This window comes from Micromonospora sp. NPDC002575 (assembly GCF_042889525.1).
GTDB lineage: Bacteria > Actinomycetota > Actinomycetes > Mycobacteriales > Micromonosporaceae > Micromonospora > Micromonospora carbonacea.
On sequence record NZ_JBIARA010000020.1, the window covers coordinates 38,899 to 61,592 of the forward strand.

The following is a 22,694-nucleotide window of genomic DNA, read 5'->3' on the forward strand; positions in this document are numbered from 1 at the left end:
CGCTCAGCCCTCCTCGTGCCGGGCCGGCCCCGACCGCCCGACGCCCACCGACCGCCCACCGGCCGCGGCCGGCCCACCCGGCGCGGGCCGCCCGTCCCCCGCCGACGGCTCGGCCCCCGCCGGGCCCGGGCCGCCGCGCCGCCACGGATAGCCGAACCGGCGCAGCCCCGCCGCGGTCAGCGCGGTGACCAGCGCGTACGACCAGCGGGACAGGTCGCGCCGCCACTGCACGTCGGCGGTGATCGGCACCGGGCCGGTCCGGTGCCGGGACGGGTTGCCGGCCACCGAGTGCGTCGGCGTCAGCCGGACCGTCGCCGGCCCGGTGAACGGGCCGCCTTCGCCGGGGTCGACCCCGGCGAAGGCGGCGATCCGGCGCAGCGTCGCCTCCGGGTCGGCGGTCAGGTCCTCGTAGCGCACCCGCAGGTAGCCTCCCGGGGCGCGGTCACCCCACAGCCGGACGGTCACGGTGTTCCACACCAGCCAGAGCAGGGCCGCCTTCCACACCGGCGGCCGGCTCATCAGCTCCGGATCGGCGTCGCCGTCCAGCCCTCGGCGACGACGCCAGGAGAAGGCGGTGGCCCGGGGGTCGCGGACCAGGTGCAGCACCCGCAGGTCGATGCCGGGCAGCGCGCCGACCAGCGCGCCGTACGGGGGCAGCTTCGACGAGTCGACCACCACCCGGGCCCCGGTGTGCCGGGCCACGGCCGCGTACAGGTCGGCGAGCGCCGCGTCGTCGGGGTGCGCGGGCACCGGCCGGAGGCCCCGCCGGTGGCGACGCAGCAGCGCCGGCAACCCGCGCATCCGTAGCCGGCCCCGCAGTCCGGCGGCGATCGTGGCGGCCCGCTCCACCGGCAGCTCCCGGAGCACCGCACGCCACAGCGGGCAGTCCCGCAGCGGCCGGCCGCAGCCGCACGGCCGGTTCTCCACCGCGCCGCGCTGCCACAGGTAGCGCAGCTCCCCGGCGGCGAAGACCCCCGGGTACTGCCCGAGGACGGTGGTGACCAGGGTGCTGCCGCTGCGTCCGCTGCCGGCCAGGTAGAGCACCCGCACCGGCGGGTTCACGCCGGCTCCCGCACGGTCCGCGCGGCGGTCGCGTAGACCTCCCGCAACCGGGTCAGGTGCGCCTGCGGGGAGAAGTCCCGCTCCACCCGCGCCCGGCCGGCCCGCCCCATCCGGTACGCCCGCTGCGGGTCGGCCAGCACCCGGGCCAGGCCGGCGGCCAGCGCGACCGGGTCGTCGGCGGGCACCACCTCGCCGTCCACCCCGGCGGTGACCAGCTCGGGCAGCCCGCCCAGGTCGGAGGCGACCACCGGCACCCCGCAGCCGTACGCCTCCAGCACCGCCATCGGCTGGTTCTCGTTCCACCGGGACGGCACCGCCACCACCGTGGCCGAGCGGACCAGCTCGTGCAGCCGGGCCTTGTCCAGCCGGCCGTGGAACCGGACCCGGCCGGGGGCCCGCCGCCGGGCCAGCTCGGTCAGCCCGTCGCGGGCCGGGCCGTCCCCGGCCACCTCCAGCACGACGTCGTCGGGCAGGCGGGTGAGCGCCTCGACGAGCACGTCGACGCCCTTCTCCGGGGCCAGCCGGCCGGCGAAGACGATCGGCCCGCCGGGGGCCGCCTTCACCGCCGTCGCGGCGACGTCGACGAAGTGCGACACCACGTGCATCCGGTCGGGGAAGACACCGGCCCGGCGCATCACGTCGGCCAGGAACCGGCTGGGGCTGACGAACGCCTGCACCGGCCCGTACGCCCGGGTGGCGCGGTGCAGCCAGGACTCGACGGCCAGCAGCGAGCTGGCCCCGAACGACCCGTCCTTGCAGCGGCGACGGGCCGCGCGCAACGGACCGCCGGTCACGCAGGCGTCGCAGACCGCCCCCCGGTCGAGCATCTGGTAGCTGGGGCAGGCCAGCTTGTAGTCGTGCAGGGTCATCACCGCCGGCACCCGGGCGGCCCGCACCGCGGCCAGCACCGACGGGGAGAGCTGGTGGTAGATGTTGTGCAGGTGGACCACGTCGGGCCGGAACTCGTCGAGCACCCGGGCCAGGCCACGCCGGCTGGCCGGCGACCAGATCATCCGGGCCGCTGCCGCCGCCCGGGGGCCCGCGCCGCGCGGCGCCGGGTCCAGCTCCACCCGGGGCGGGAAGTGCCGGGCGTACGGGGTGGGTGCGTCGTTGTCCGGGTGGGTCATGCCGAAGAAGGCCACCTCGTCGCCGTCGCCCCGTTGCAGCTCGGCGACGTCGAGCAGGTAGCCCTCGGCGCCGCCGCGCCGGTAGAGGAACTTGTTGACATGGAGGACACGCATCGGCCTGCTCCGGGGGTGGCTGCTGCGGTTCGTCGGGGTCCAGGGGTGGGGTGGTCGCCCCGGACAGCAGCGGTGACCAGGGGCCCCACCCTATGCAGCACCCACCTCGCGAGTCCAGCTCATGATCCCCGAGCTGGCCACACGGCCCATCGCCGGCTGACCACACGGCCACGTGGCCAGCCGCGATGATCTGCCGGTACCGTGTGCCCCACCCCGCCCGACCTGCCCGAGGAGAATCCGGTGCCGCACCCCGACGAGCCCTCGGCGCTGGCGTACACCGCCCGACGGGTCCGCCGGCACCTGCGCTGGGCGCGCACCGAGGGCGTCCGGCGGCTGATCGAGGAGGACCGGCTCGACCCGGTCGACCGGGCCCGCACCGCGCTGGCGAAGTGGCGCTGGCGGCGGACCCATCCCGGGCCGCCCGGCCGGGCCGTCCCGGTCTACCTGGTGGGCCTGCAACGCTCCGGCACCAACATGCTGACCCGGGGGCTGGACGCCGACCCGTCGGTGGAGGTCCGCAACGAGAACGACCGGGCCGTGTTCCACCGCTTCCGGCTGCGCCCCGACCCGGTGCTCGGCGCCGTCATCCGGCGCAGCCGGCACCGGTACGTGCTGGTCAAGCCGCTGTGCGACACGCACCGGGTGGACGAGTTGCTCGACCTGGCCGGGGTCGCGCCGGGGCGGGCGCTGTGGGCGTACCGGGACGTCGACGACCGGGCCCGCTCCGAGGTGGCGAAGTTCGGCGACGCCAACCTGCGGGCGCTGCGGGCCATCGCCGACGGCACGATCGGGGACCGCTGGCAGGGGCAGCGCCTGGACGCGCCGATGCGGGACCTGGTCGCCGGCTTCGACTACGACCGGATGACCCCGCACACCGCCGCCGCCCTGTTCTGGTACGTGCGCAACTCGTTGTACTTCTCCCTCGGGCTGGCCGACCGCCCGGACGTCCTGCTCTGCTCGTACGACGCGCTGGTCGCCGACCCGGCGGGGTCCACCCGGCGGCTGTGCGCCTTCCTCGACCTGCCGTACGACCCGGTGCTGCACGCGCACGTCGGCCCGCGCACCCCGGCGCGGCCCCGGCTGGAGATCGACGCCCGGGTGAGGGCGCTCTGCACCACCCTGACCGAGCGGCTGGACGCGGCGGCCGGCCGGCAGGAGGCGGTGGACCATGGCTGAACCGCACACCCCGGCGGCGCCGGCGGAGGCGGCCCGGGGGCCGATCTTCCTGGTCGGCTGCCAGCGGTCCGGCACCACGATGCTGCGGCTGGTGCTGGACTCGCACTCCCGGGTCAGCTGCGGCCCGGAGACCCGCTTCCTGGCCGACATGCAACGCATCGTCGGGCGGGACTGGGAACGGCTGGCCCGCTTCGGGTTTCCCCGGGAGTACTGGCTGGGCCGCATCGCCGACTTCTTCGGCGGCATCCAGGCCGACTACGCCCGGTCCCGGGGCAAGACCCGCTGGGCCGACAAGACGCCGCTCTACGCGCTCTCCATCGACTTCCTGGCCGAGGTCTTCCCCGACGCGCAGTTCGTGCACGTCGTGCGGGACGGCCGGGACGTGGTGGTGTCGCACCGCAAGCGGTTCGGCTACTGGTCGGCGGTGAAGTGCGTGGTGAAGTGGCCGCGCTACATCCGCGTCGCCCGCGCATCCGGGGCCCGGCTGCCCGCCGGCCGCTACCACGAACTGCGCTACGAGGAGACGGTCACCGACCCGGAGAAGGCCATGCGGGGCCTGTTCGAGTTCCTCGGCGAGCCCTGGGAGCCGGGCGTGCTCGACTACGACGGCAAGCAGCACGACGTGGCGGGCAAGTACACCGCCGAGGCGGACCGGCGGCGGGCCGCGGCCGGCACCGACGCCCCGATCTACGGCTCCCGGGTCGGCACCTACCGCCGGGAGCTGGACCCCTTCCTGCGGGTGCTGGTCCGGATCTTCTCCGGTGCCACCCTGCGCGAACTGGGCTACCGGTGAGCCGCCGGACCGGGCGGCGGGCGCTGCTCGCCGGGGTGCTGCTGGCCGCCCTGGTCGCCGGGGCGGCCTGTTCGGACGATCCCGCCCCCCGCCCGGCCCCGTCGGCGACCGGCCCGTCGGCGGCCACCCCGTCGGCCGGTGCCACCGGCGCGCCACCGGCCGGCGCGACGGCCCGCAACCCGTTCGGCGCGCACTGGGACTTCTCCCGGCACGAGCAGTTCGTGCCCTACCTGGAGAAGCTCTCCGGCTCGTCGACCTACCACGAGCTGAGCTGGTGCGACATCGAGAAGACCCAGGGCAGCCCGGACTTCTCGGCGGTGGACCAGATCGCCGAGCGCAGCCGGCAGCTCGGCATCACCCTGCACCTGAAGATCCGTACCGGGGTCTGCTGGGCCACCGGCGGCACCGCGAAGTTCACCCGGGGCCAGGCCAACAAGACCGAGTCGGCGATGCCGGTGGACCTCGCCGCCTACCAGACGTTCGTCCGCGCCCTGGTGCAGCGGTACGCGCCCTACGGGGTCCGCGAGTACGCGATCGAGAACGAGGTCAACGCGCAGCAGTACTGGGCCGGCAGCCCCGAGGACTACCGCCGGCTGGTCATCGCCGCCGCCGAGGCGATCCGGTCGGCCGACCCGCAGGCCAAGGTGGTCGACTCGGGCATGAGCAGCGTCGCGTACGGGATGGGGGTCGCCGACCGGCTGCTGCGGGCCGGGCAGCCGGACCAGGCGGTCGCCGCCTACCAGGCGTACTTCCAGCGGCGGATCGGCACCCGGGGGCGGCTGATCCCGGCGGTGGCCGACCCGGCGGCGCTGCGCGCGGCGCTGGACAACGCGCAGAACTCCCGCAACCTGGCCTTCATCGCGGTCACCGAGAAGCTGCTCGACGACCGGGTGGTCGACGTCCGGCAACTGCACTTCTACGAGCACTTCTCCGGGGTGCCGGCGCTGCTGGACTACCTGCGGGCGGAGACCCCGGCCGGGGTGCCGGTGCAGGCGTGGGAGGTCGGCCAGTTCTGGAAGGACGGCGCGGACGACGCGGCGGCCCGGGGCGACGAGATGGTCAAGGTGGTCAGCATGCTGGTCGCCGGCGGCGTCCGCGAGGTGCTCTGGCTGCCGCTGGCGTACAACCCCAACAACCGGGCCGGCGCGGAGGTCCGCTACGGCCTGCTCGACCCGGACGGCACCCAGCGGCAGGCCGGCGCGATGATGGCCGCCCTGGCGGCGGCGGCCCGGGACGCGACCGTCGAACCGGTGCACGACAAGGGGCTGACCGGGGTGGCGTTCCGCCGGGGTGGAGAGAGCACCCTGGTGGTCTGGTCGACCACCGGGGGCATGGTGTCGCTGCCGGCCACCGCGGGAGTGACCGGCGGCCCGGTCGGCGCGGAGTCGGCCGCCCGCACCGGCGCCCTGCCGATCGGGCCGAGCCCGGTGCTGCTGCGCGCGAAGGGCGACCCGGCCAGCGTCCTCGCCCCGATCCGCTGACCGGTTCATCCGACGGCCGATGCGGGGGCGAGTTGGCACGGCGGCGTCCACCCCAGGCGCGGGCCGGCCGGGCAGATCGGCGCTGGGATCGGCTATCTTCTGTTGGTGTCAAGGCGCTCACGACGGGCTTCGGGCTCGTTTCCCGGCAGCGAGCGGGCCATACCCGTGACAGGCGTCGACGCGCCTGAGGCCGAAGGCCCGGTGAATCGCCCGGCGAGCCTCCTTCAGCAGCCGCTCTGGACCGCACTCGCGCTCGTGGTCCTGAGCGCCGGGCCCCTGGCCCTGGCGGCCGGCCTGAGCCGGCGCGTCCCTGACGACGACAGGCTGGGGGTCATCGTGACCGGCCTCGCGTTGACCGCTCTCACCCTGGTCGTCCTGGCCGTGGCCATCGTCGGCACCACGCGGGACCGGCGCGTGTGGCGCGACCTGGACACGGCCGGCGTGCGCGCCCTGGGCCGGGTCACGTCCGCGGAGCGCGTGTGGTGCGGCGAGGACGACCGCTGCACCAGGGTCCGGATGCTGGTCACCGTGCCGGGCCGGCCGCCGTTCACCACGAGCCACCTCCTCCCCGACGAGAGGGTCGTCGACGTCGGGACGAGCATCCCGGTCGACGTGCACCCGACACGCAACATCTTCCGCCTGGTCGACGACCCGTCCTGACGGCAATCCGATCATGGCTCGGCCGGTGGCGACAGCCTGGTTCACCAGGTGCCCGGCCAGCCGAGCAGCTCGGCGAGGCGGGCGTTGTGCGGAGCGAAGGCGGCACTCAGTTCGGCCCGTAGCGCCGGGGTGAGCTGGGACGGGCCGGTGTCCGCCCGGCGGGTGTGCCGGGCGAACTCCGCCGGGGTGTACGGGGCCAGCCCGAGGAACCGCAGCACGCCCGCGTAGGTGGCCGCCGGGTCGGCGTACAGGTCCTCGCTGCGGACCACGTGCAGCCGTTCGGGGGGCAGGTGGGCGTACCAGCGGTCGAGCTGTTCGGCGTAGCGGCCCCGGGCGGCGTAGGAGAAGTTGCGCAGCGCGTGGTGGGCCGCCGGGGTGTCCGGCCCGTCGGCCAGCGCGGCGGCCAGCCGCCCCGGCTCGGCGGCGAGCGCCTCGGCGAAGCCCAACGGCTCCACCCCGTACGAGCGGGTGTGCAGGTAGTGCGAGTAGGCCCGCTCGACCGGGTCGCGCAGCAGCGCCACGAACCGGGCCTCGGGCAGCGTCGCCGCCACCCGGGCCGGGACGCTGGGGTGGAACAGGTAGTAGGGGCTGGCCTCGAAGCTGCGCCGGCCGGGGGCGGCCGGTGGGAAGTGCGCCCGGTACCAGCGCGGCCCACGCCGGTAGTGCAGGCTGAAGAACTGGAGTTCCTTGCCGGTGGCCGGCCGCACGTCGGGGTGCGCGGCGAGGTAGTGGTGCAGCGAGGTGGTGCCGCACCGCTGCCCCCCGATGATCAGGAAGTCGGGCAGCGCGCCGACCGGACCGGGCAGCGCCGCCCGCCCCCAGGCGCGGGCGCCACGTACCGCCCGGCGCAGCCGGTCCACGGTGGCCCGCCGCGGCCCCGCGCTCACCGCGACACCGCCCGACCGACCTCGTCGACGGCCGGGGCGGGATCGTCCCCGGGGTCGGGCGGGGTGTCCCGGCGGCGTCGGCGGGCCAGGGTGCGCAGCACCATCAGATCCTCCCGGCTGAGCCCCAGCGCCAGCACGGTCGCCAGGTAGACGCCCACGATCGTGGCCAACCCGGCGGCCGGTCGCCACGGCCAGCCCGGCACCAGCCAGCGCACCAGCAGCCCGGCGAGCAGCGCGGCCACCCCGGCGGCGAGCCCCTTGGCCATCCCGACGGTGAACGGCAGCGCGCCGGTCAGGTGGCGGACCTGCACCACCCGGGCGATGTTGACCACGATCAGCGAGGCGCTCCACGCCGCCGCCGCGCCGACGATGCCGTACGCGGGGATGAGCCACAGGTTGAGCAGCACGTTGAGCACCAGGGCGGCCAGGTTGTCGGCCATGTTGAGGGCCACCCGGCCGGACATGTTCAGCACCGTGCCGCACGGGCCGGTGGCCGCGTTGACGAGCTGGCCGAGGGCGAGGATCACGGTCACCGCCGCGCCGGTGGCGACCCCGCCGCCGAAGACGCGCAGCAGGTCGCCGGGGAGGACCAGCAGCGCCACGAACGCCGGCAGCGACAGCCGGACCACCCAGCCGGTGGCCACCGCGTAGACCCGGCGGACGTCGTCGAGGTCCCCCCGGTGGTAGAGGTGCGCCAGGTACGGCCCGAACGCGGCGTTGACCGGCGCGAGCACGAAGATGGCGACGGTGACCAGCCGGGTGGCGACGTTGTAGACGCCGATGTCCGGGTTGGCGAAGAAGCCGAGCAGCAGGGTGTCGACCCAGATCAGCCCGGTCGACGACAGCGACGACACCCAGCTCACCGTGGAGAAGCGGAACAGCTCCCCCGGCCGGTGCACCGGGCGGGCCGGCGCCACCCGGCGCACCAGCCGGCCCAGCGCCAGCAGGGCGAGCAGGGCGGCCGACCAGCCGGCCACCACCAGCGCCCAGAAGGCCCCGGTCAGCCCCGCCCCGGTGACCAGGGCGAGCGCGGTGAGCAGCAGCCGGGTGCCCGGCTCGTAGAGCTGGCCGATGAAGGTGAACGGCCGCTGGGTACGCCAGCCCCGGGTCGCCGCGAGGGCCGCCTCGCAGACCGTCGAGGCGGGCAGGGTCAGCGCCACCAGCCGCAGGCCGGTGACCAGCCCCGGGTCGTGCAGCCGGTCGGCGAGCCAGGGTGCGCCCGCCGCCAGCGCCCCGGCGAGGACGACCGACGAGCCGGCCGAGACGGCCAGTCCCAACCGGATGGTGCCGCGCAGCGCCGGGGCGTCCGCGTCGGCCAGGTGCACCGCCACGAACCGGGTGAGGCCGGCCCGGAACCCGGACAGCGACAGCAGCCCGGCCAGCGACAGCACCGCGTAGCACTGGGCGTACCGGCCGACCTCCCGGATGCCCAGCACCCGCGCCAGCAGCAGCATGATCAGGAAGACCGCCGCCTGGCTGAGCAGGGCGCCGAGCAGGTTGAGCCCGCCGCCCCGGGCCATTCCCCGGACGTGCTGGTCGCCCCGCGCGGACGCTTCCGGCACTCCCGCCTACCGGTGCCGGGAGTTCTGCTCGGGCACGGTCGCCGTGACGGCCGGCAGCACCACCGTGTCGTCGCTGCCGCGCCGGCCACCGGTCGGGGCCGGGGCCGCCCGGCCGACGGCCGGCGGCTGGCCCGCCCGGCGGCTGCGCGACAACCACTCCAGCGCCGCGACCAGGAGCACGGCCAGCAGCAGGCCGGCGCCGAACACCGGGAGCACCAGGCCGACCAGTGCCTTGGCCCGGGACACCGGCTGCACCTCGCCGACGCTTGTCACCTTCTCCGGGTCGGCGGCCTGGGACTGGGCGCGGGCCTGTTGCAACCGCTGCCGGGCCGAGGCGAGCGCGCTGGTGGCGCTGTCCCGTTGCGCGAGCAGCGCCTGGTAGTCGGGCAGCTTAGGGCCGAGCCCGTCGAGCCGCTTCTGCCCGGCGCTGATCGACTCGGCGGCGGCGGTGGCCCCCCGGGTGTTGCCGACCGCCTGCATCTGCAACTGCTGCTGCCGCAGGCTGGCGATCTCCTGGAGGGTCGACTGGTAGAGCTTGTCCGGCTGGCTGACCTTGTTGGCCTTCTCCCAGTCGTTGATCGCCCGGGTGGCGGTGGTCAGCTCGTCGGTGGCCGTCTTCACCTCGTCGGTGGCGATGCCGACCTGGCTGGCGAAGAGGAAGGCCAGGGCCCGCTTGCCGGTCGCGGCGAGCACCGGGGCGACCGAGGGCCGGTCGGCGGCGGTGTAGGTCACGGTGAGCTGGCTGCTCGCGCCGACCTGCTTGACCGCCAGCCCGTCGCGCAGCGTGTCGGCCGGTACCCCGGTGTCGGCCGCCACCTGGTCGACCACCTGCGGGGACGTCACCGCCGCGGCGAAGGCCGCCGCGAACTGGTTGGCCGCCTGGGTGCCGGTGTACTGCTGGGCCGCGCTGCCGCCGACCAGGGCGGGCGCGGCGACGTACGAGGTGGCCGCGTACTGCTGCGGGCCGAGCAGGACCATCGCCGCGGCTGCCGCCCCGGCCACCAGCGGAATGCCCACCAGCAGCCAGAGTCGACGCCGCGCGACCCGCAGATAGTCGACGATCTCCACCCTGCCGCTCCCCACTGCTCGTTGCTTCATCGGTTGTGCCACCCGGTGCCCGCCGGTCGAGGCGTCGCCGCCCAGGGCGGCTCGGCCGGCAGCCCCCGGGCGACCGCGCCGGCTGCCGCGGCGAACGCCGCGAAGTACCACAGGGTGACCACGTTCGAGATCACGTTGGACGCCGCGCTGACCGCGACGAAGGCGACCGCGCAGCCCAGGAACCCGATCGCGACACCCCGGCCGAGGCTGGCCGGTGGGGCCCGGCGCAGCGCGTTCAGCCCGGTGTGCAGACACAGCGCCAGCATCGCCAGGTACGCCAGCAGCCCGGCCAGCCCGGTCTCCACGTACGCGCGCAGGAAGTCGTTGTGCGGCTTCTTCGCCTCGTCGGCCTCGAACTTGGTCATGTTGGGGCCGATCCCGGTGACCGGGTTGCGGTTGGCCAGCGACACGATCTCCGACCAGTAGCCGACCCGCCAGGCGAGGGTGTTGCCGGTCGGGCCGCCGCCCACGGCGCTGCTGTCGGCGAGCTGCCCGAAGCGGTGCGCCACGCTCGGCAGCAGGGCCGCCCCGGCCACCGCGACCAGGCAGAGCGCCACCAGCATCCGCCGGCTGCGGTGCAGCACCGCCACCACCAGCAGGCCCAGCCCCGCGCCGAGGATCGCGCTGCGGGTGTTGGTGAGCAGCAGGAACAGCAGCGACGCGGCGAGCAACGCGCCGAGGCCGAGCCGTAGCCGGCGGCTCAGGTAGCGGTGGATGCCGAAGCCGAAGATCACCATGAACATCAGGTAGCGGCCGAAGGTGGTGGACTGGCTGAACGGCCCGCTGATCCGGGTGAAGTCCCCCTTGACCTCGGCCGGTGGGTGGCCGAGCAGGGACAGCACGACGGTGTAGCCGACCGCCAGCGCCAGCGAGGCGTACGCGGCGAGCAGCACCCGGCGGACCGCCGGCAGGTCCGGCATCAGTTGCTCCAGGACCACGAACATCACCACCACGGTGCCGATCCGCAGCGCCTCCAGGGCGCTGGGCACCGGCTGGGCGGCCCCCGCCGCGCTGACCAGGGAGGTGGCCCCGACCAGCAGCATCGCCACGCCGAGCGGCGAGCCGCGCAGCCGGCCCCGCTGGCGCAGCTGGGCGGCGAGCCAGAGGCCGGCGGCGAGCAGGAACAGCACCGCGAGGATCGTCGACGGGTCCATCGCCCGGGTCGCCGCCGCGCCGTCGGCCCGCCCGGCCGTCGGGCCGCTGAGCTTGAACAGGTCGACGCAGGAGCGGACCGCCAGCATCAGCAGCACGTACGCCGCGAACCGGGTCAGCGCGAGCACGCCGACGGCCAGCCCGGCGAGGACCGCCAGGGGCAGCACCGCGCCGACCCGGCCGCCACCGGTGGCGGCCAACCCGACGGCGACCGCCACCACGGCGCAGAGCAGGGCCGCGCCGACGGTCAGCAGGCGGGCGATCGGATCACCGGCGGCCCACCGGCGCCGCCCGCCGTCGGGCAGGGCGAGGTCACCCTCCGTGCCGTGTCGCTGTCCGTCCACCGCTCGCCGACCACTCGTTTCCAGGGAAGTGTTGCCGGTCGCCGCCGACGGCCGGAAGAACGGCCTAATCTAACGGTCGCCGAGACCGGGGGACATGGGCCGTTACGCCGACCGTGGGCGACCCAACGTCCGGTTCCCTGCGGCGGGGGGCGCGCAGAGCCAGCGAGAAGTAGAGTTCCTCCAGCTCACGGGCGGCGGCGTCCCAGCTGTACTCGGCGAGCACCCGGTCCCGCAGCAGCGCGGCGCCGGCCCGTTCGGCAGGCAGGTCGGCGGTCACCGTGCGCAGCGCCCGGCGCAGGTCGTCGACGTCGCCGTCGCGGAACAGCCGCTGCCCCGGGCCGTCGCGGTCGAGCACCTCGCGGTGGGGTTCGATGTCGCTGGCCACCACCGGCAGGCCGTACGAGGCGGCCTCCAGCACGGTCAGCGGCAGCCCCTCCAGGCGGGACGGCTGCACGAAGGCCGCCGCGTGCGAGTACAGCTCGGCCAGCGCGTCGCCGTAGACGAAGTCGGTGAACACGATGCGCGGGTCGTCACCGGCGGCGGCGCGGAGCTGGGCGACGTACCCGTCGGTGAAGGCCGAACCGCCGACGATGGCCAGCCGCAGGTCGGTCGGCATCTGACGGAACGCCCGCACGAGCAGGTCGGCGGCCTTCTCCGGGACGAGCCGGCCGACCAGCAGCAGGTAGTTGCCGGGGCGCAGCCCGAAGCGGGACAGTTCCCGGGGCGGCAGGTGGGTGGGGGCGACCACGCCGTTGGGGATGTAGCGGGCGGGCCGGCCGAACCGGCTGGCGTAGTGCGCGGCCAGGCCCCGCGACACGGTCACCCGGGCGTCGGGCAGGTGCCCGCTGAGCCGGTACGCGGTGCCGAGCACGGCCCGCGCCCCCCGGCCCCACTTGTCGCGCTGGTTGTCCAGCCCGTGCACGGTGAGCACCACCCGGGCCCGGGAGGCGTACCGGGCCAGCGGCGCGGTCAGCACCGGGCCGAGGCCGTGGTAGTGCACGATGTCGGGGCGCTCGGTCAGCGCCGCCAGGGTGGAGGTGGCCGAGTGCACGATGGCGTCGAGGTGCTTGCTGGGCACGGTGCGGGCCCGCCGTAACCGGATGCCCCGGTGCCGGGTCTCCTCGACCGCGCCGTAGCTGTCCCGGCAGTAGACGGTCACCTCGTGGCCGAGACCGGCCAGCCGGCTGGCCATCTCCTCGACGTGCCGTTCGATCCCCCCGTAGGTGGCCGGCACGCCCTTCTGGCCGATCATCGCCACCCGCAGGGGACGCCAGCCCGGCGGGCAGGTCACGCCCGGCCCCGGGCCGTCGGGGCGGGGCTGCTCCCCCCGATGGGTGGCATCGTTACGGAACGGCACGGTCCCCCCTCGTTCTCGCTACGTGCCGGGGCGGTGGCGTGGCCCCGGGCGCACGGGACGCTAGATCATCGACGGCCGGCCGGCCACTGGCCGGTCAGTCAGACCTGGCCGGCCACCGACGTCACCGGCCGGGTCGGGCACCTGCGGGTGCCGCCCGACCGGGCGCCGGTGGCCGCCCCGGTGCCGGTACGACGCCGGGAGGACGGAGTCTCCGTCCTCCCGGCGTCCGGGTGGTGACGTCAGGAGGCCGGGCCGCCGAACTCCACCCAGTTGAGGTTGAACAGGCTGGTCGTGGGTCCGCCGGAGACGGGCTTGAAGACCAGGTAGAGCGCGTGCGTGCCGGCCGCCTGGCTGACCGGGAAGGTCTGGCTGGCCCAGGCGCTGGTGCCGGTGGTCGCGTTGAGCGTCGCGCTGGTCACCAGCTCACCGGTCGGCGAGTCGAGCCGCAGCTCGACGATGCCGCGCGGGGTTCCGGCGGTGGCCGTGGAGCCACCGGCGTACCGGAAGGTGATCTTGTCGATCCCGCCCAGGTTGATCGGGTCGAGCGCGATGTGGTCGCCGTTGTCGATGCCGGCCACGTGCTGGCCGCCACCGGCGTCGGTGGTGGTCGCCAGGGTGACGCCCTGCTGCACCTGGGCGAACTCGGCCTGCTGCCGGAAGGTCTGCAGGACCACCTGGTCGAGGGAGGACAGCGCCGGCTGGCCGTTGGCGCCCGTGTCGGTGTAGGTGGCGCTGATCGCGCCGTACAGGTAGCCACCGGCGTGGTCGGCGCCGTCGGCCGGGGTCTCGAAGGAGCCGGAGCAGCCGTTGGCGTCACTCATGCCGTGGCCGTGGGTGTCGTGGCCCAGCACGAACGAGACCGTGACCCGGCTGCAGTCGATCGGGCCGTCCTCGGGGTCGGTCACGGTGACCGTCCACGGCACGGTGTCACCCCAGTTGAAGAAGGTGCCGGACAGCGGCGAGGTGACCTTCACGGTGGGCGCGGTGTTGCCCACCGTGATCTCGCGGGTGAGCACCGCCGTCTTGCCGCTGGAGTCGGTGACCGTCAGCTTGGCGGTGAAGACCCCGTTGGTGGTGTAGGTGTGCGACGCGTCCCGCTCGGTCGAGTCGGTGGTGCCGTTGCCGTCGAAGTCCCAGGCGTAGGTGATGGTCTCACCCGGGTCCGCGTCGTAGGAGCCCTCGGCGGAGAACTGCACGGTCAGCGGCGCCTGGCCGGAGGTCGGGCTGGCCTTCAGCTCGGCCACCGGCGCGCGGGTGCCCTTGGCGTAGCGGATCACCGACAGCGCGGCGTCCGGGTTGGCCCGGAAGAAGCCGTCGCCGTACTCCAGCAGGTAGAGGTTGCCGTCCGGGCCGAACTCCATGTCCATCGGGTTGTCGAAGACGAAGCCCGGCAGGAACTGCTCCACCCCGACCAGCTTGCCGCTGCCGTTGGTGCGCATCATGAAGATCTTGTCCCGGGTGAACTCCCCGAAGACCACCGCGTCGTGGTAGTACTCCGGGAACTTGGTCTCGGAGTCCAGCGCGGCGTCGTACTTGTAGACCGGGCCGCCCATCGGGCCGACGCCACCGGTGCCGAGCACCGGCCACTTGAACTCACAGGTGCCGGCCGGGGTGGCCAGGTACGCCTCGGCGCAGGTGGTGGTGGCCCGGAAGGTGTAGTTGAGCTGCGGGTCCTGCACCGGCGGGAGGACCCGACGGCCGGTGTTGCGCGGCGAGTCGTTCACCGGCGCGGCGCAGTTGAACGCGCCCTTGGACTGCTTGGTCACGAAGTCGTAGTCGATGTACGGCAGCGTCGGCGAGTAGCAGTACGGCCAGCCGAAGTTGCCGGCCTTGTTGGTGGCGATCCACCGGCCGGTGCCCTCCGGCCCCCGGGCCGGGTTCGGCACCTGCGAGTCCGGCGAGTAGTCGCCGATGTAGACGAAGCCACGGGAGTCCACGTCGAAACGGAACGGGTTGCGCAGACCCATCAGGAAGATCTCCGGGCGGGTCTGGTCGTCGCGGTCCTCGGCCTCGGGGAAGAGGTTGCCGGCCGGGATGCTGTACGACCCGTCCGCCTTCACCTTGATCCGCAGCACCTTGCCCCGCAGGTCGTTGGTGTTGCCGGCGGAACGCTGGGCGTCGTAGCCCGGCCCCTGGGTCGGCGACTCGTTGATCGGGGTGAAGCCGTCCGAGCCGCCGGCGTTGGTGTCGTCACCGGTGACCAGGTAGAGCAGCCCCTTGCCGTCGAACTTGATCTCACCGGCGACGTGGCAGCAGATGCCCCGGTCGGTGTCGACCTTCATGATCTTCTGCTCGCTGGCCAGGTCCAGGTGCGGGGTCGGCTCCTCCACGAACTTGAACCGGGAGAGCTGGTTGTGGCCCTTGTAGACGTCCCACGCGGTCGGGTCGTTGCTGGTCGCCGGCGCGTCCGTGGTGGGGGTGTCGAGCTTCGGCGCGTAGTAGGCGTAGACCCACTTGTCGGTGGCGAAGTCCGGCCCGATGGTGACCGACTGGAGCCCGTCCTCGTCGTGCTGGTAGACGGGGATGGTGGTGATCACCGGGCTGGCGCCGGTCTTCGGGTCGTAGAGCCGGATCTCACCGGCCCGGGTGTTGTGCAGCACCCGACCGTCGGGCAGCACCGACAGGGTCATCGGCTCGCCCGGCTCGTCGTTGAGGATGACCTTCTCGTAGTTGGCCTTGACCGTCGCGCCGCAGTCCCCCTCGACCATGCCGGCCGACCACTGGATCGCGCCGAGCAGGTGCTTGCGGAACACGCCGTTGGCGTACGTGTCGGCGGAGTCGCCGAGCCCGGTGTAGAACGACCGGCCGCCCTGGAAGTCCTTGCACCAGGAGATCGGGTGGTCGTAGCCCATGGTGCCGCCGGTGAACGTCTTCTCGTCCACCGTGGCCAGCACGTGCGCGGTGCCCCGGACGTTGGTGGTGAAGTTGTACCACTGGTCGTTCAGGCTGATCTGCCGGGCGAGCGGCTTGCTCGCCGGGTGCGCCCGGTCGGCCACGTCGATGCTCGCCGGCCCGCTCGACGCGGTGCCGGCGGCGGTGGTGCCGACGATGTCGCGGTAGAACGTCCAGGACGGTTCGGCCTCGACCGCGGCGTGCACGCCGAGGTAGCCACCGCCGTTGCGGATGTAGCGCTCGAAGGCCGCCTCCTGGCTGCTGTTGAGCACGTCGCCGGTGGTGTTGAGGAAGACGACCGCGCCGTAGCTGGCCAGGTTGTCGTCGGAGAACGCGGTCGAGTTCTGGGTGACGTCGACGGTGAAGCCGTTGCCGTTGCCCAGGGTGCGGATCGCGTTGACGCCCTTGTCGATCGACGGGTGGCGCTCACCGTCGGTCTTGGTGAACACCAGGACGCTGGTCTTGTCCTGGGCCGGCTGGGCCAACGCCGGGGCGGTCGCGGTGAGCGGGACGACGATCCCGACCCCTGCGATCGCGGCGAGCCATCGGTGTACCGATCTTGCCATCTGGTTCCTCCGGTGGGGGGACGATGTGCTACCTGCTCCGGGCGGGACGCCGGGGCCACCCGGGTGGTGTGTTGCTGCGTCTCGCTCTCCGGCGGGGACGGGACGACGCCGTCCCGCCCCCGGGTGGTTCGCCGACCGGGGAGCTGCGTACGGCCCCGGCCCGTGCCGGGGGCGCGCGGCAGCGCGGCCCGGGGTCACGGGTCGGAAAGGTGACGGGCTACGGGGGGCGGTGCGCCCGGTCGCCGTCCGGGGCCGCCGGGCGGCGCGGACGGTCGGGGCGGGGCCCGGCAGGTGGCGGTCGCGTCGGGGGGACGCGACCCGCCACCCGGGCCGCCGGCGGTGGTGCGACCGCCGGTCGGTGCCCAGCTACGGCCGGCGGCCGGCCGTCGGGCGGGTCAGTCCTTGTTGTAGATGGTCAGGTCGGCCATGTTGGCGTAGCTGAGCCGGGCGAAGTCCAGCGACTGGCCCGGGTTGGCGGTGCCGCCGGGGGCGGTGTCCATCTCCCAGTTGGCGTGGTGGAAGTCGGACTCGCCGATGGTCTGGAAGAACTGCTGGAAGTTGATGTCGCCCTCACCGAGCGGGATCATCTCGTAGCCGTTGGCCAGCGCGGTGTTGCGGTTGCCGTCCTTGGCGTGGAACAGCGGGAACCGCTTGGTGCGCCGGGCCACGTTCAGGATCGGGTCGAACAGCGAGGTCTTCTCCTGGCCGGCCGAGTTGATGTACTTGGTGTGCTTGTGCCGGGCCACGTACGCCCAGTAGATGTCGCACTCGAAGAAGACGTACTTCGGGTCGGTCTTGGCGAAGAAGTACTCCAGCCGGCGCACGCCGGAGGAGCGGGTCGGCCGGCCGTTGGCGTCCAGCGGGCCGCTGTCGAGCAGGAACGAGTAGGCCACGTCGTGGTTGTGGGTGTAGAGGCGCATCTTGCGCTCCTTGGCCTGCCGGCCGAGCTCGTTCCACAGGTCGGCCGCGGCGTCCCAGTCGGACTGGTAGGCGCTGTTGGTCGGGTCGCTGCCGGTGCCGATGTTCTTCATGCCGAGTTCCTCGGCGATGTCCAGCTGCTGCTGGAAGGTGGCCGCGTTGATCGACGTGTGGGTGCCGTTGGCGACCAGCCCGTTGTCGTCCAGGATCTTGCGGATCTCGGTCGGGGTGATCTGCCGGCCCAGGATCGAGGTGTGCTGGTTGTAGCCGGCGAACTCGATCTCCTTGTAGCCCATCTCGGCCAGGCTGGCGAGCACCCGCTCGAAGCCGTAGGGCACGCCGCTGTCGTCCGGGGCGGCGGAGATCCGGTCCCGGACGCTGTAGAGGATGATGCCCCGGTTCTGCGCCGGGATGAGCGGGTCGACCCGCCACTTGCCGTCCGCGCGGGCGGGCCCCTTGGTCTGGAGCACCGGCAGGCCGGCCGCGCCGAGCACGGCGGCGGCGCCGGCCGACGCGGCCAGCAGCCGACGGCGGGTGACCTGGGCGCGGTACTGGGGGTCGGAGGCCATACGGCGCTGATCCTCGTTCACAAATTCCACCTTTCGAAAGCGGCCCCTGCGGGCCGTGGAGGCGTGCGAAGTCCTGCTAGGAGGGTCGAGGGACCTGCGCCGCCGAATACGCGTGGCCCGGTGAGTGACTGGTCGATCAAGGGGTGATGTCAACCGTGTTACGTCCGTGAACCGGACACTAACGGTGGCAGACGGCTAAAGATAGACCTTGAACGGAGAAACTTTTGTTCGTACGAACAGAAGTTACCGATGGTCGGCGAGGAGCGGCCGGACGGTCGCCCGCACCGGCCTCCCCCGTCGATCCACCGACCCCCACCAGCGCGAACACCGGCCGCGACGGGCCCGCAGGACCCGGGCACGCCGCAGGGCGCGGCGTCGATCTCCCGTCGATTCGACGCCGCGCCCGCACCGGCCGGCGGGGGCCGGCCGTCACCACCGGGGTCGGCTACCCGGAGCCGGCCAGCACCAGTTCCCCGAGCCGCTGCTCCAGCGCCGCCGCGTCCAGCCCGCCGGGCCACCCGCGCAGCAACGCGCCGCCCTTGGCGACCAGCACGACGGCCGGTGGCTCCCGCACCGCGTACGACCGCCAGATCGTCTGCTGCTCGTCCACGACGACGGGATACTCCACCCGGTGCGCACGCAGGTAGTCCTGCAACTCGTCGGCCTGGTCGGCGCCCGCCACCCCGACGAAGACCACCCGGTCCCGGTGGCGGCGGGCCAGCTCGCTCAGCGCGTCCTGCCGCTCGGCGCAGGTGGTGCACCAGGAGCTGAAGAAGGTGAACACCACCGGCCGGTCGGCCCAGAGCCGGGCCGCGGTGAGCGGGGTGCCGTCGGTCAGCCCACCGGTGAACGCGGGGGCGGCCGGCGCAGTGCCGGGCGGCGGGCGCAACGCCAGGTCGGCGGGCACCGGGCCGGGCAACGTCGACGCGCCACCGGCGAGCGCCGGTGCGGGCTCGGCAGCCGGCCGGGCGGTGCAGCCGGCCAGCACCAGCACCGCCAGCAGCGGCGCGAGCAGCCGCCGCCTCACGCCGGCACCACCGCCACCAGCGCGGGACCCTCGCTGGTGTCCGGGGTCAGGTCGAGCGCGGGCCGGCCGGCCACCTCCAGCCGGTACCCGGCCCGCTGCGGCACCTGCACCGGCACCGCGAACTCGCAGTAGGTCGGCACCCGCTCCACCCCGAGGTCCTCGGCAAAGGCGGCCACCGCCGTGCCCGCCGGCAGCTTCCCGGTGACCAGGGCCGCGCCGTCCGGGTCGAGCAGCCGGAACGGCGCCCGGTGGTGAAAGTAGAGGTACGGGCCGGTGCCGGCGCAGTCCACGCCCTCGGCCCGGATGTTGATGTCGCGGACCAGCACCCGGACGGTGGTCGGGGTGACCGCCTCCGGTCCGGCGTCGGGGCCGCCGCAGCCGGCGGCCCCGGCCAGCAGCAGGATCGCCAGCGCGCCGACGCCGCGGCGGGCGCTCGTGGTCAGCCGCACGTGGTCTCCTCCCACCCGTGCCGTGGGTCCGTGGCGGCCTGCGCCACCACGGACCCACGGCGTCGGTCGAATCCGGTCAGGACTTCTCCACCCGGCACTGCTTGGTCACCGTCTTCGACGGGTCGCTCTCCGAGGTCGCGGTGAGCTTGACGAAGCCGGTGTCCGCCGCGGCGGCGGTGGCGCCCACCGACACCCGGACGGTGGTGGACTTGCCGAACTGGGCGGTCGCCAGCGGGTTGGGCAGCCAGGTCCGCCAGCCCTTGCCGGCCACCTCCGCCGAGAGCCGGTAGACGTCCGACTTCAGGTACGCGGTCGCGTCCTCCGGGTGCTGCTGCCCACCGGCGGAGTACGTGCCGCTGTTGGTCAGCTCGAACGAGCAGGTCACGCCCCGGTTGGTGGGCTTGCCGGTGCTGGTCACCTCACCCTTGCCCAGGGTCACGCCGTGCGTGCTCGGCCCCCCGGTGCCGTCCAGCGACCGCACCGCCACCGTGTACGACAGCGAGCCGGCCGCGTCCCGCTTGAGGTCGATGATATAGAAGTGCAGCCGGTTGGCCTCGTCGACGTACTCGTACTGGCTGCCGGTGTCCGCCCCGGCGTGGAACAGCGCGTCGGAGAGCTGCCGGTAGTCGCCCATGGTGATCTTCTGCGGGGTGCCGTCCGGCCGGTAGAAGTCGATCATGTCGATGTCCTGCGGGTTGGCGTCCACCACCCACTGGAACGGGGCGCTGTCGGCGTTCTTGGTCTTGCTCAGCAGCACGCCCCGGTCCGGGGTGAACGAGTCCGCCCCCATCCGGTCGACGACCTCGACGGTGTAGTTGTTGAAGTTCCCGCCGTCGCACAGCGGGTTCGTGGCGACCGTGCAGGCCGGCGAGAGGTCCTTGTTCAGGGCGATGTTCACGCCGGTCAGCCCCTTCGGGCCGGCGTCGACCGCACGGGCGGTCACCTGGGCGACGACCAGGCCCGAGGAGGCCAGCGCCTCCCGGGACAGCCGCAGCACGTGCTCCTCACCGAGCAGGCCGATCTTGAGCTTGTCCCGCACCGTGTGCAGCGACCCCATCGAACCGCCGTTGGTCGGCGGGATCTGCCAGCGGGTGTGCGGGCCGCCGGGTCCGTTGAACGAACCGCGCGACATCATGCTCCAGATGCCGGTGTACGCCCTCCGTAACGGCTCGCCGTACGGGTTGTTGTAGTTGTCGCCGATGCCGAGCAGGTGGGTCAGCTCGTGGGCGTACACCCCCATGCCGGAGCTTTCCCCCTGCGTGGAGGAGCCGCTACCGGCGTTGGGCCACAACGTCGCCGCCGCCTTCCAGGAGGTCCACTCCACGTAGCGGGTCTTGGCCCAGTTCGGCAGGTTCGGGTCCGGCGGGCCCCAGGCGTCCGGCACGTCCTCCTTGTTCTGGAAGATCATCTGCCCGAACTCCTGCCAGGTGGACGACTCGTCCTGCCCGGCGCTGAGGATGAAGACCAGCTCGTACTGGTTGGCGACCTCGTCACCGACCGCCGCCCGCCAGGCGCCCAGCCCGTCGGTGCGGATGTTCTTGTTGCAGGTCTCCCCGCTCGGGCAGGCGCCGGGGTTGAAGCTGTTGTCCAGCCCGTACTGGTAGGACTTCGCCGGGAGCTGGTAGGGCCCGAACCCGGCCAGGTCCACGCCGTAGCGCCCGTTGGAGTCCTGCATCCAGTACTCGTGCAGGGTGTGCCCCTTGTTCAGGGTGTTCGGGGTGTTGAGGAAGTCCTGGTAGAACTTCGGCACGTCGGCGCGGGGGATGTTGGCCGCGACCGACTGGGGGTTGCCGAAGACCGTGGAGCGGGCCCGCTGGGACACCGCGAACGTCTGGTCGGGATAGTCGAGCGCGACCAGGGCGATCTTGAAGTTGCGGATCGAGCCCCGCACACTCGGATCGGCCCAGTTCTTGCCGGGAACCGCCTGGTAGTCGTCCCAGGTCATGGTGTCGGGGTTCTGCCAGACCTGCGGGTCGAGGACCTGGAACGGCGCGGTGCCGCCGGCCGGATTGGCCGGGGCAGCGGCGGCCTGCGTCGCGGCGGTCGCCGCGAGCGTGCCGGCCAGGACCGCGGCCAGCACGCGACGCCGCAGTCGGGGGGTGTAGCGGGGAGCACGGTGCACGGGTTCGCCTCTCGTCGGGAGGGACGCGGCCGCCGGTGACCGGTGTCCCGGGGGGTGGCTGCCGGGACAGCCGTGCACCGGGCCGCGCAGCGAATCTAGGAGGACGGGCCGGGGCAGGTCACCGTGCAGATGTCGGCAGGTGAACCCGCGGCTTCCGACACCTGAAGGACCGGCATCCGGCCGGGGCCCCCGGCCCGGACCGATCGGCCCGGCCCGGCGGTGCGCCCCGGGCACCGCCCGGAGCGGCCCGGACGGATCAGCGGGGACGGCCGTCGGCGAGCGGATCGACGGTGACCGACAGGGCCCGGACCAGGTCCCGGCGCAGCCGGGCGGCGACCGGCGGCGGCAGCGGGCCGCGCGGCGGGCGGCACCGTCCACCGAAGCGCCCGGCACAGTCCATCGCCAGCTTGATCGCCTGCACCGCCTCCGGCCGGGAGCCCCAGCCGAACGCCGGGTGCAGCTCGGCGTAGAGCGGCAACGCGCGGGCCAGGTCACCGGCGGCGCAGAGGTCATAGAGGCGCAGGGCCTGCCGGGGCAGCGCGTTGCACAGGCCGGCGACCCAGCCCCGGGCCCCGCACAACACGAGTTCCAGCAGCACGTCGTCCGCGCCGGCCAGCACATCCACGTGCGGGCAGAGGTCCCGGATCCGGTGCACCCGCCGGACGTCACCGGAGAACTCCTCGACCGCGACGATCCCGTCGGTCTCGGCGACCCGGGCGAGCAGCTCCGGCGTGAGGTCCACCCGGGTGTCGTACGGGTCGTTGTGGGCCACCACCGGCAGGCCGACGGCGGTCACCTCCCGGTAGTGGGCGACCACGTCGGCGTCGCCGGCGGGGTAGCCGTCCGGGGGTGGGGCGAGCACCCCGTGGGCCCCGGCGGCGGCGGCCTGCTCCGCCCAGCGGCGGGACTGCCGGCTGCCGTACCCGCCGACGCCGGGCAGCACCGCGCAGCCGGGCGGCGCGGCCTGCACCGTCGCCCGCACCACGTCGGCCCGCTCGTCGTCGGACAGGGCCCGGTACTCCCCCACCGACGCACACGGGGTCACCCCGTTACACCCCGCCTCGGCCAGCCAGCGCACGTGCTCCTGGAGCCGGTCGAAGTCGACGCCGAGGTCGTCGCGGAACGGCGTGGTGATGGCGACCAGCACCCCCCGCCAGGGCCTACCAGCTGTCACTCGGGCGTTCCCTCCTGCGCGCCGGCGGCCCGCTGCCCACCGCACCCGGAACCTTACGATCGGCGATCACGGCGGCGCTTCGGACAATTGCCGGAACAGTCGCCATGGGGGCCGTCCTTTTGTCGGTAGATCCCCGGTGGGCCTTGCGCGCAGGGCCACCGGCC

General features: G+C 73.9%; 17 protein-coding genes. 4 read left to right on the forward strand and 13 right to left on the reverse strand.

What is annotated here, in order from left to right; all coding sequences use genetic code 11:
• Positions 1-3: 3 nt before the first annotated feature.
• Both ACFYWL_RS25260 and ACFYWL_RS25265 read right to left on the reverse strand, forming a co-directional pair.
• Entirely contained in the window at positions 4-1,062 is a 1,059-nt protein-coding gene (locus ACFYWL_RS25260; protein ID WP_386977210.1) for a sulfotransferase family protein, read from the reverse strand.
• The gene (locus tag ACFYWL_RS25265) at positions 1,059-2,303 is read right to left on the reverse strand and encodes a glycosyltransferase (protein ID WP_386977213.1); all 1,245 of its coding nucleotides are present in this window, start codon (positions 2,301-2,303) and stop codon (positions 1,059-1,061) included. Before ACFYWL_RS25265 ends, ACFYWL_RS25260 begins: the two co-directional genes overlap by 4 nt.
• Before the next feature lie 240 nt (positions 2,304-2,543).
• On the opposite strand from ACFYWL_RS25265, the gene ACFYWL_RS25270 reads away from it, so the two are divergent.
• The 4 genes from ACFYWL_RS25270 to ACFYWL_RS25285 all read left to right on the forward strand — a co-directional run bounded on the left by ACFYWL_RS25270 (position 2,544) and on the right by ACFYWL_RS25285 (position 6,413).
• Complete coding sequence (locus tag ACFYWL_RS25270) at positions 2,544-3,479, forward strand: hypothetical protein (protein WP_386977216.1); 936 nt, start codon at positions 2,544-2,546, stop codon at positions 3,477-3,479.
• Positions 3,472-4,272 (forward strand): sulfotransferase family protein, encoded by an 801-nt coding sequence (locus ACFYWL_RS25275; RefSeq protein WP_386977219.1) that lies wholly within the window; start codon positions 3,472-3,474, stop codon positions 4,270-4,272. The genes ACFYWL_RS25270 and ACFYWL_RS25275 overlap by 8 nt, the downstream gene beginning before the upstream one ends.
• Positions 4,269-5,753: a hypothetical protein gene (locus ACFYWL_RS25280; RefSeq protein ID WP_386977222.1), complete on the forward strand. Its 1,485-nt coding sequence runs from the start codon at positions 4,269-4,271 to the stop codon at positions 5,751-5,753. The genes ACFYWL_RS25275 and ACFYWL_RS25280 overlap by 4 nt, the downstream gene beginning before the upstream one ends.
• Before the next feature lie 201 nt (positions 5,754-5,954).
• The gene (locus ACFYWL_RS25285; RefSeq protein ID WP_386977225.1) at positions 5,955-6,413 is read left to right on the forward strand and encodes a hypothetical protein; all 459 of its coding nucleotides are present in this window, start codon (positions 5,955-5,957) and stop codon (positions 6,411-6,413) included.
• Positions 6,414-6,454: 41 nt separating this feature from the next.
• On the opposite strand, the gene ACFYWL_RS25290 is transcribed toward ACFYWL_RS25285, so the two are convergent.
• From ACFYWL_RS25290 to ACFYWL_RS25340, 11 genes are all read right to left on the reverse strand, one after another.
• Positions 6,455-7,300 carry a sulfotransferase family protein gene (locus tag ACFYWL_RS25290; RefSeq protein ID WP_386977228.1) on the reverse strand — a complete coding sequence of 282 codons (846 nt, stop codon included), beginning with the start codon at positions 7,298-7,300 and terminating at the stop codon, positions 6,455-6,457.
• A complete protein-coding gene (locus ACFYWL_RS25295) occupies positions 7,297-8,862 on the reverse strand; it encodes an oligosaccharide flippase family protein (RefSeq protein ID WP_386977231.1) in 1,566 nt (521 codons plus the stop codon). The genes ACFYWL_RS25290 and ACFYWL_RS25295 overlap by 4 nt, the downstream gene beginning before the upstream one ends.
• 6 nt (positions 8,863-8,868) lie before the next feature.
• Positions 8,869-9,930 carry a Wzz/FepE/Etk N-terminal domain-containing protein gene (locus ACFYWL_RS25300; RefSeq protein ID WP_386977234.1) on the reverse strand — a complete coding sequence of 354 codons (1,062 nt, stop codon included), beginning with the start codon at positions 9,928-9,930 and terminating at the stop codon, positions 8,869-8,871.
• Between the two features lie 26 nt (positions 9,931-9,956).
• A complete protein-coding gene (locus ACFYWL_RS25305; protein WP_386977239.1) occupies positions 9,957-11,456 on the reverse strand; it encodes an O-antigen ligase family protein in 1,500 nt (499 codons plus the stop codon).
• Positions 11,457-11,520: 64 nt separating this feature from the next.
• Positions 11,521-12,813 carry a glycosyltransferase family 4 protein gene (locus ACFYWL_RS25310; protein ID WP_386977242.1) on the reverse strand — a complete coding sequence of 431 codons (1,293 nt, stop codon included), beginning with the start codon at positions 12,811-12,813 and terminating at the stop codon, positions 11,521-11,523.
• A 239-nt stretch (positions 12,814-13,052) separates the two neighbouring features.
• Entirely contained in the window at positions 13,053-16,271 is a 3,219-nt protein-coding gene (locus ACFYWL_RS25315; protein ID WP_386977245.1) for a ThuA domain-containing protein, read from the reverse strand.
• A gap of 395 nt (positions 16,272-16,666) precedes the next feature.
• Positions 16,667-17,779: a sugar phosphate isomerase/epimerase family protein gene (locus ACFYWL_RS25320; RefSeq protein ID WP_386977248.1), complete on the reverse strand. Its 1,113-nt coding sequence runs from the start codon at positions 17,777-17,779 to the stop codon at positions 16,667-16,669.
• A 424-nt stretch (positions 17,780-18,203) separates the two neighbouring features.
• Positions 18,204-18,785: a TlpA family protein disulfide reductase gene (locus tag ACFYWL_RS25325; RefSeq protein WP_386977251.1), complete on the reverse strand. Its 582-nt coding sequence runs from the start codon at positions 18,783-18,785 to the stop codon at positions 18,204-18,206.
• The gene (locus ACFYWL_RS25330; RefSeq protein WP_386977254.1) at positions 18,782-19,234 is read right to left on the reverse strand and encodes a hypothetical protein; all 453 of its coding nucleotides are present in this window, start codon (positions 19,232-19,234) and stop codon (positions 18,782-18,784) included. Before ACFYWL_RS25330 ends, ACFYWL_RS25325 begins: the two co-directional genes overlap by 4 nt.
• A gap of 76 nt (positions 19,235-19,310) precedes the next feature.
• Complete coding sequence (locus ACFYWL_RS25335) at positions 19,311-21,356, reverse strand: M6 family metalloprotease domain-containing protein (RefSeq protein ID WP_386977256.1); 2,046 nt, start codon at positions 21,354-21,356, stop codon at positions 19,311-19,313.
• 256 nt (positions 21,357-21,612) lie between these two features.
• Positions 21,613-22,530 carry a dihydrodipicolinate synthase family protein gene (locus tag ACFYWL_RS25340; protein ID WP_386977259.1) on the reverse strand — a complete coding sequence of 306 codons (918 nt, stop codon included), beginning with the start codon at positions 22,528-22,530 and terminating at the stop codon, positions 21,613-21,615.
• Positions 22,531-22,694: the final 164 nt, after the last annotated feature.

Coding starts and splice junctions, on each gene's coding strand:
- ACFYWL_RS25265 (WP_386977213.1), bottom strand. CDS start 2,303: ATGCGTGTCCTCCATGTCAACAAGTTCCTCTACCGGCGCGGCGGCGCC.
- ACFYWL_RS25275 (WP_386977219.1), top strand. CDS start 3,472: ATGGCTGAACCGCACACCCCGGCGGCGCCGGCGGAGGCGGCCCGGGGG.
- ACFYWL_RS25315 (WP_386977245.1), bottom strand. CDS start 16,271: ATGGCAAGATCGGTACACCGATGGCTCGCCGCGATCGCAGGGGTCGGG.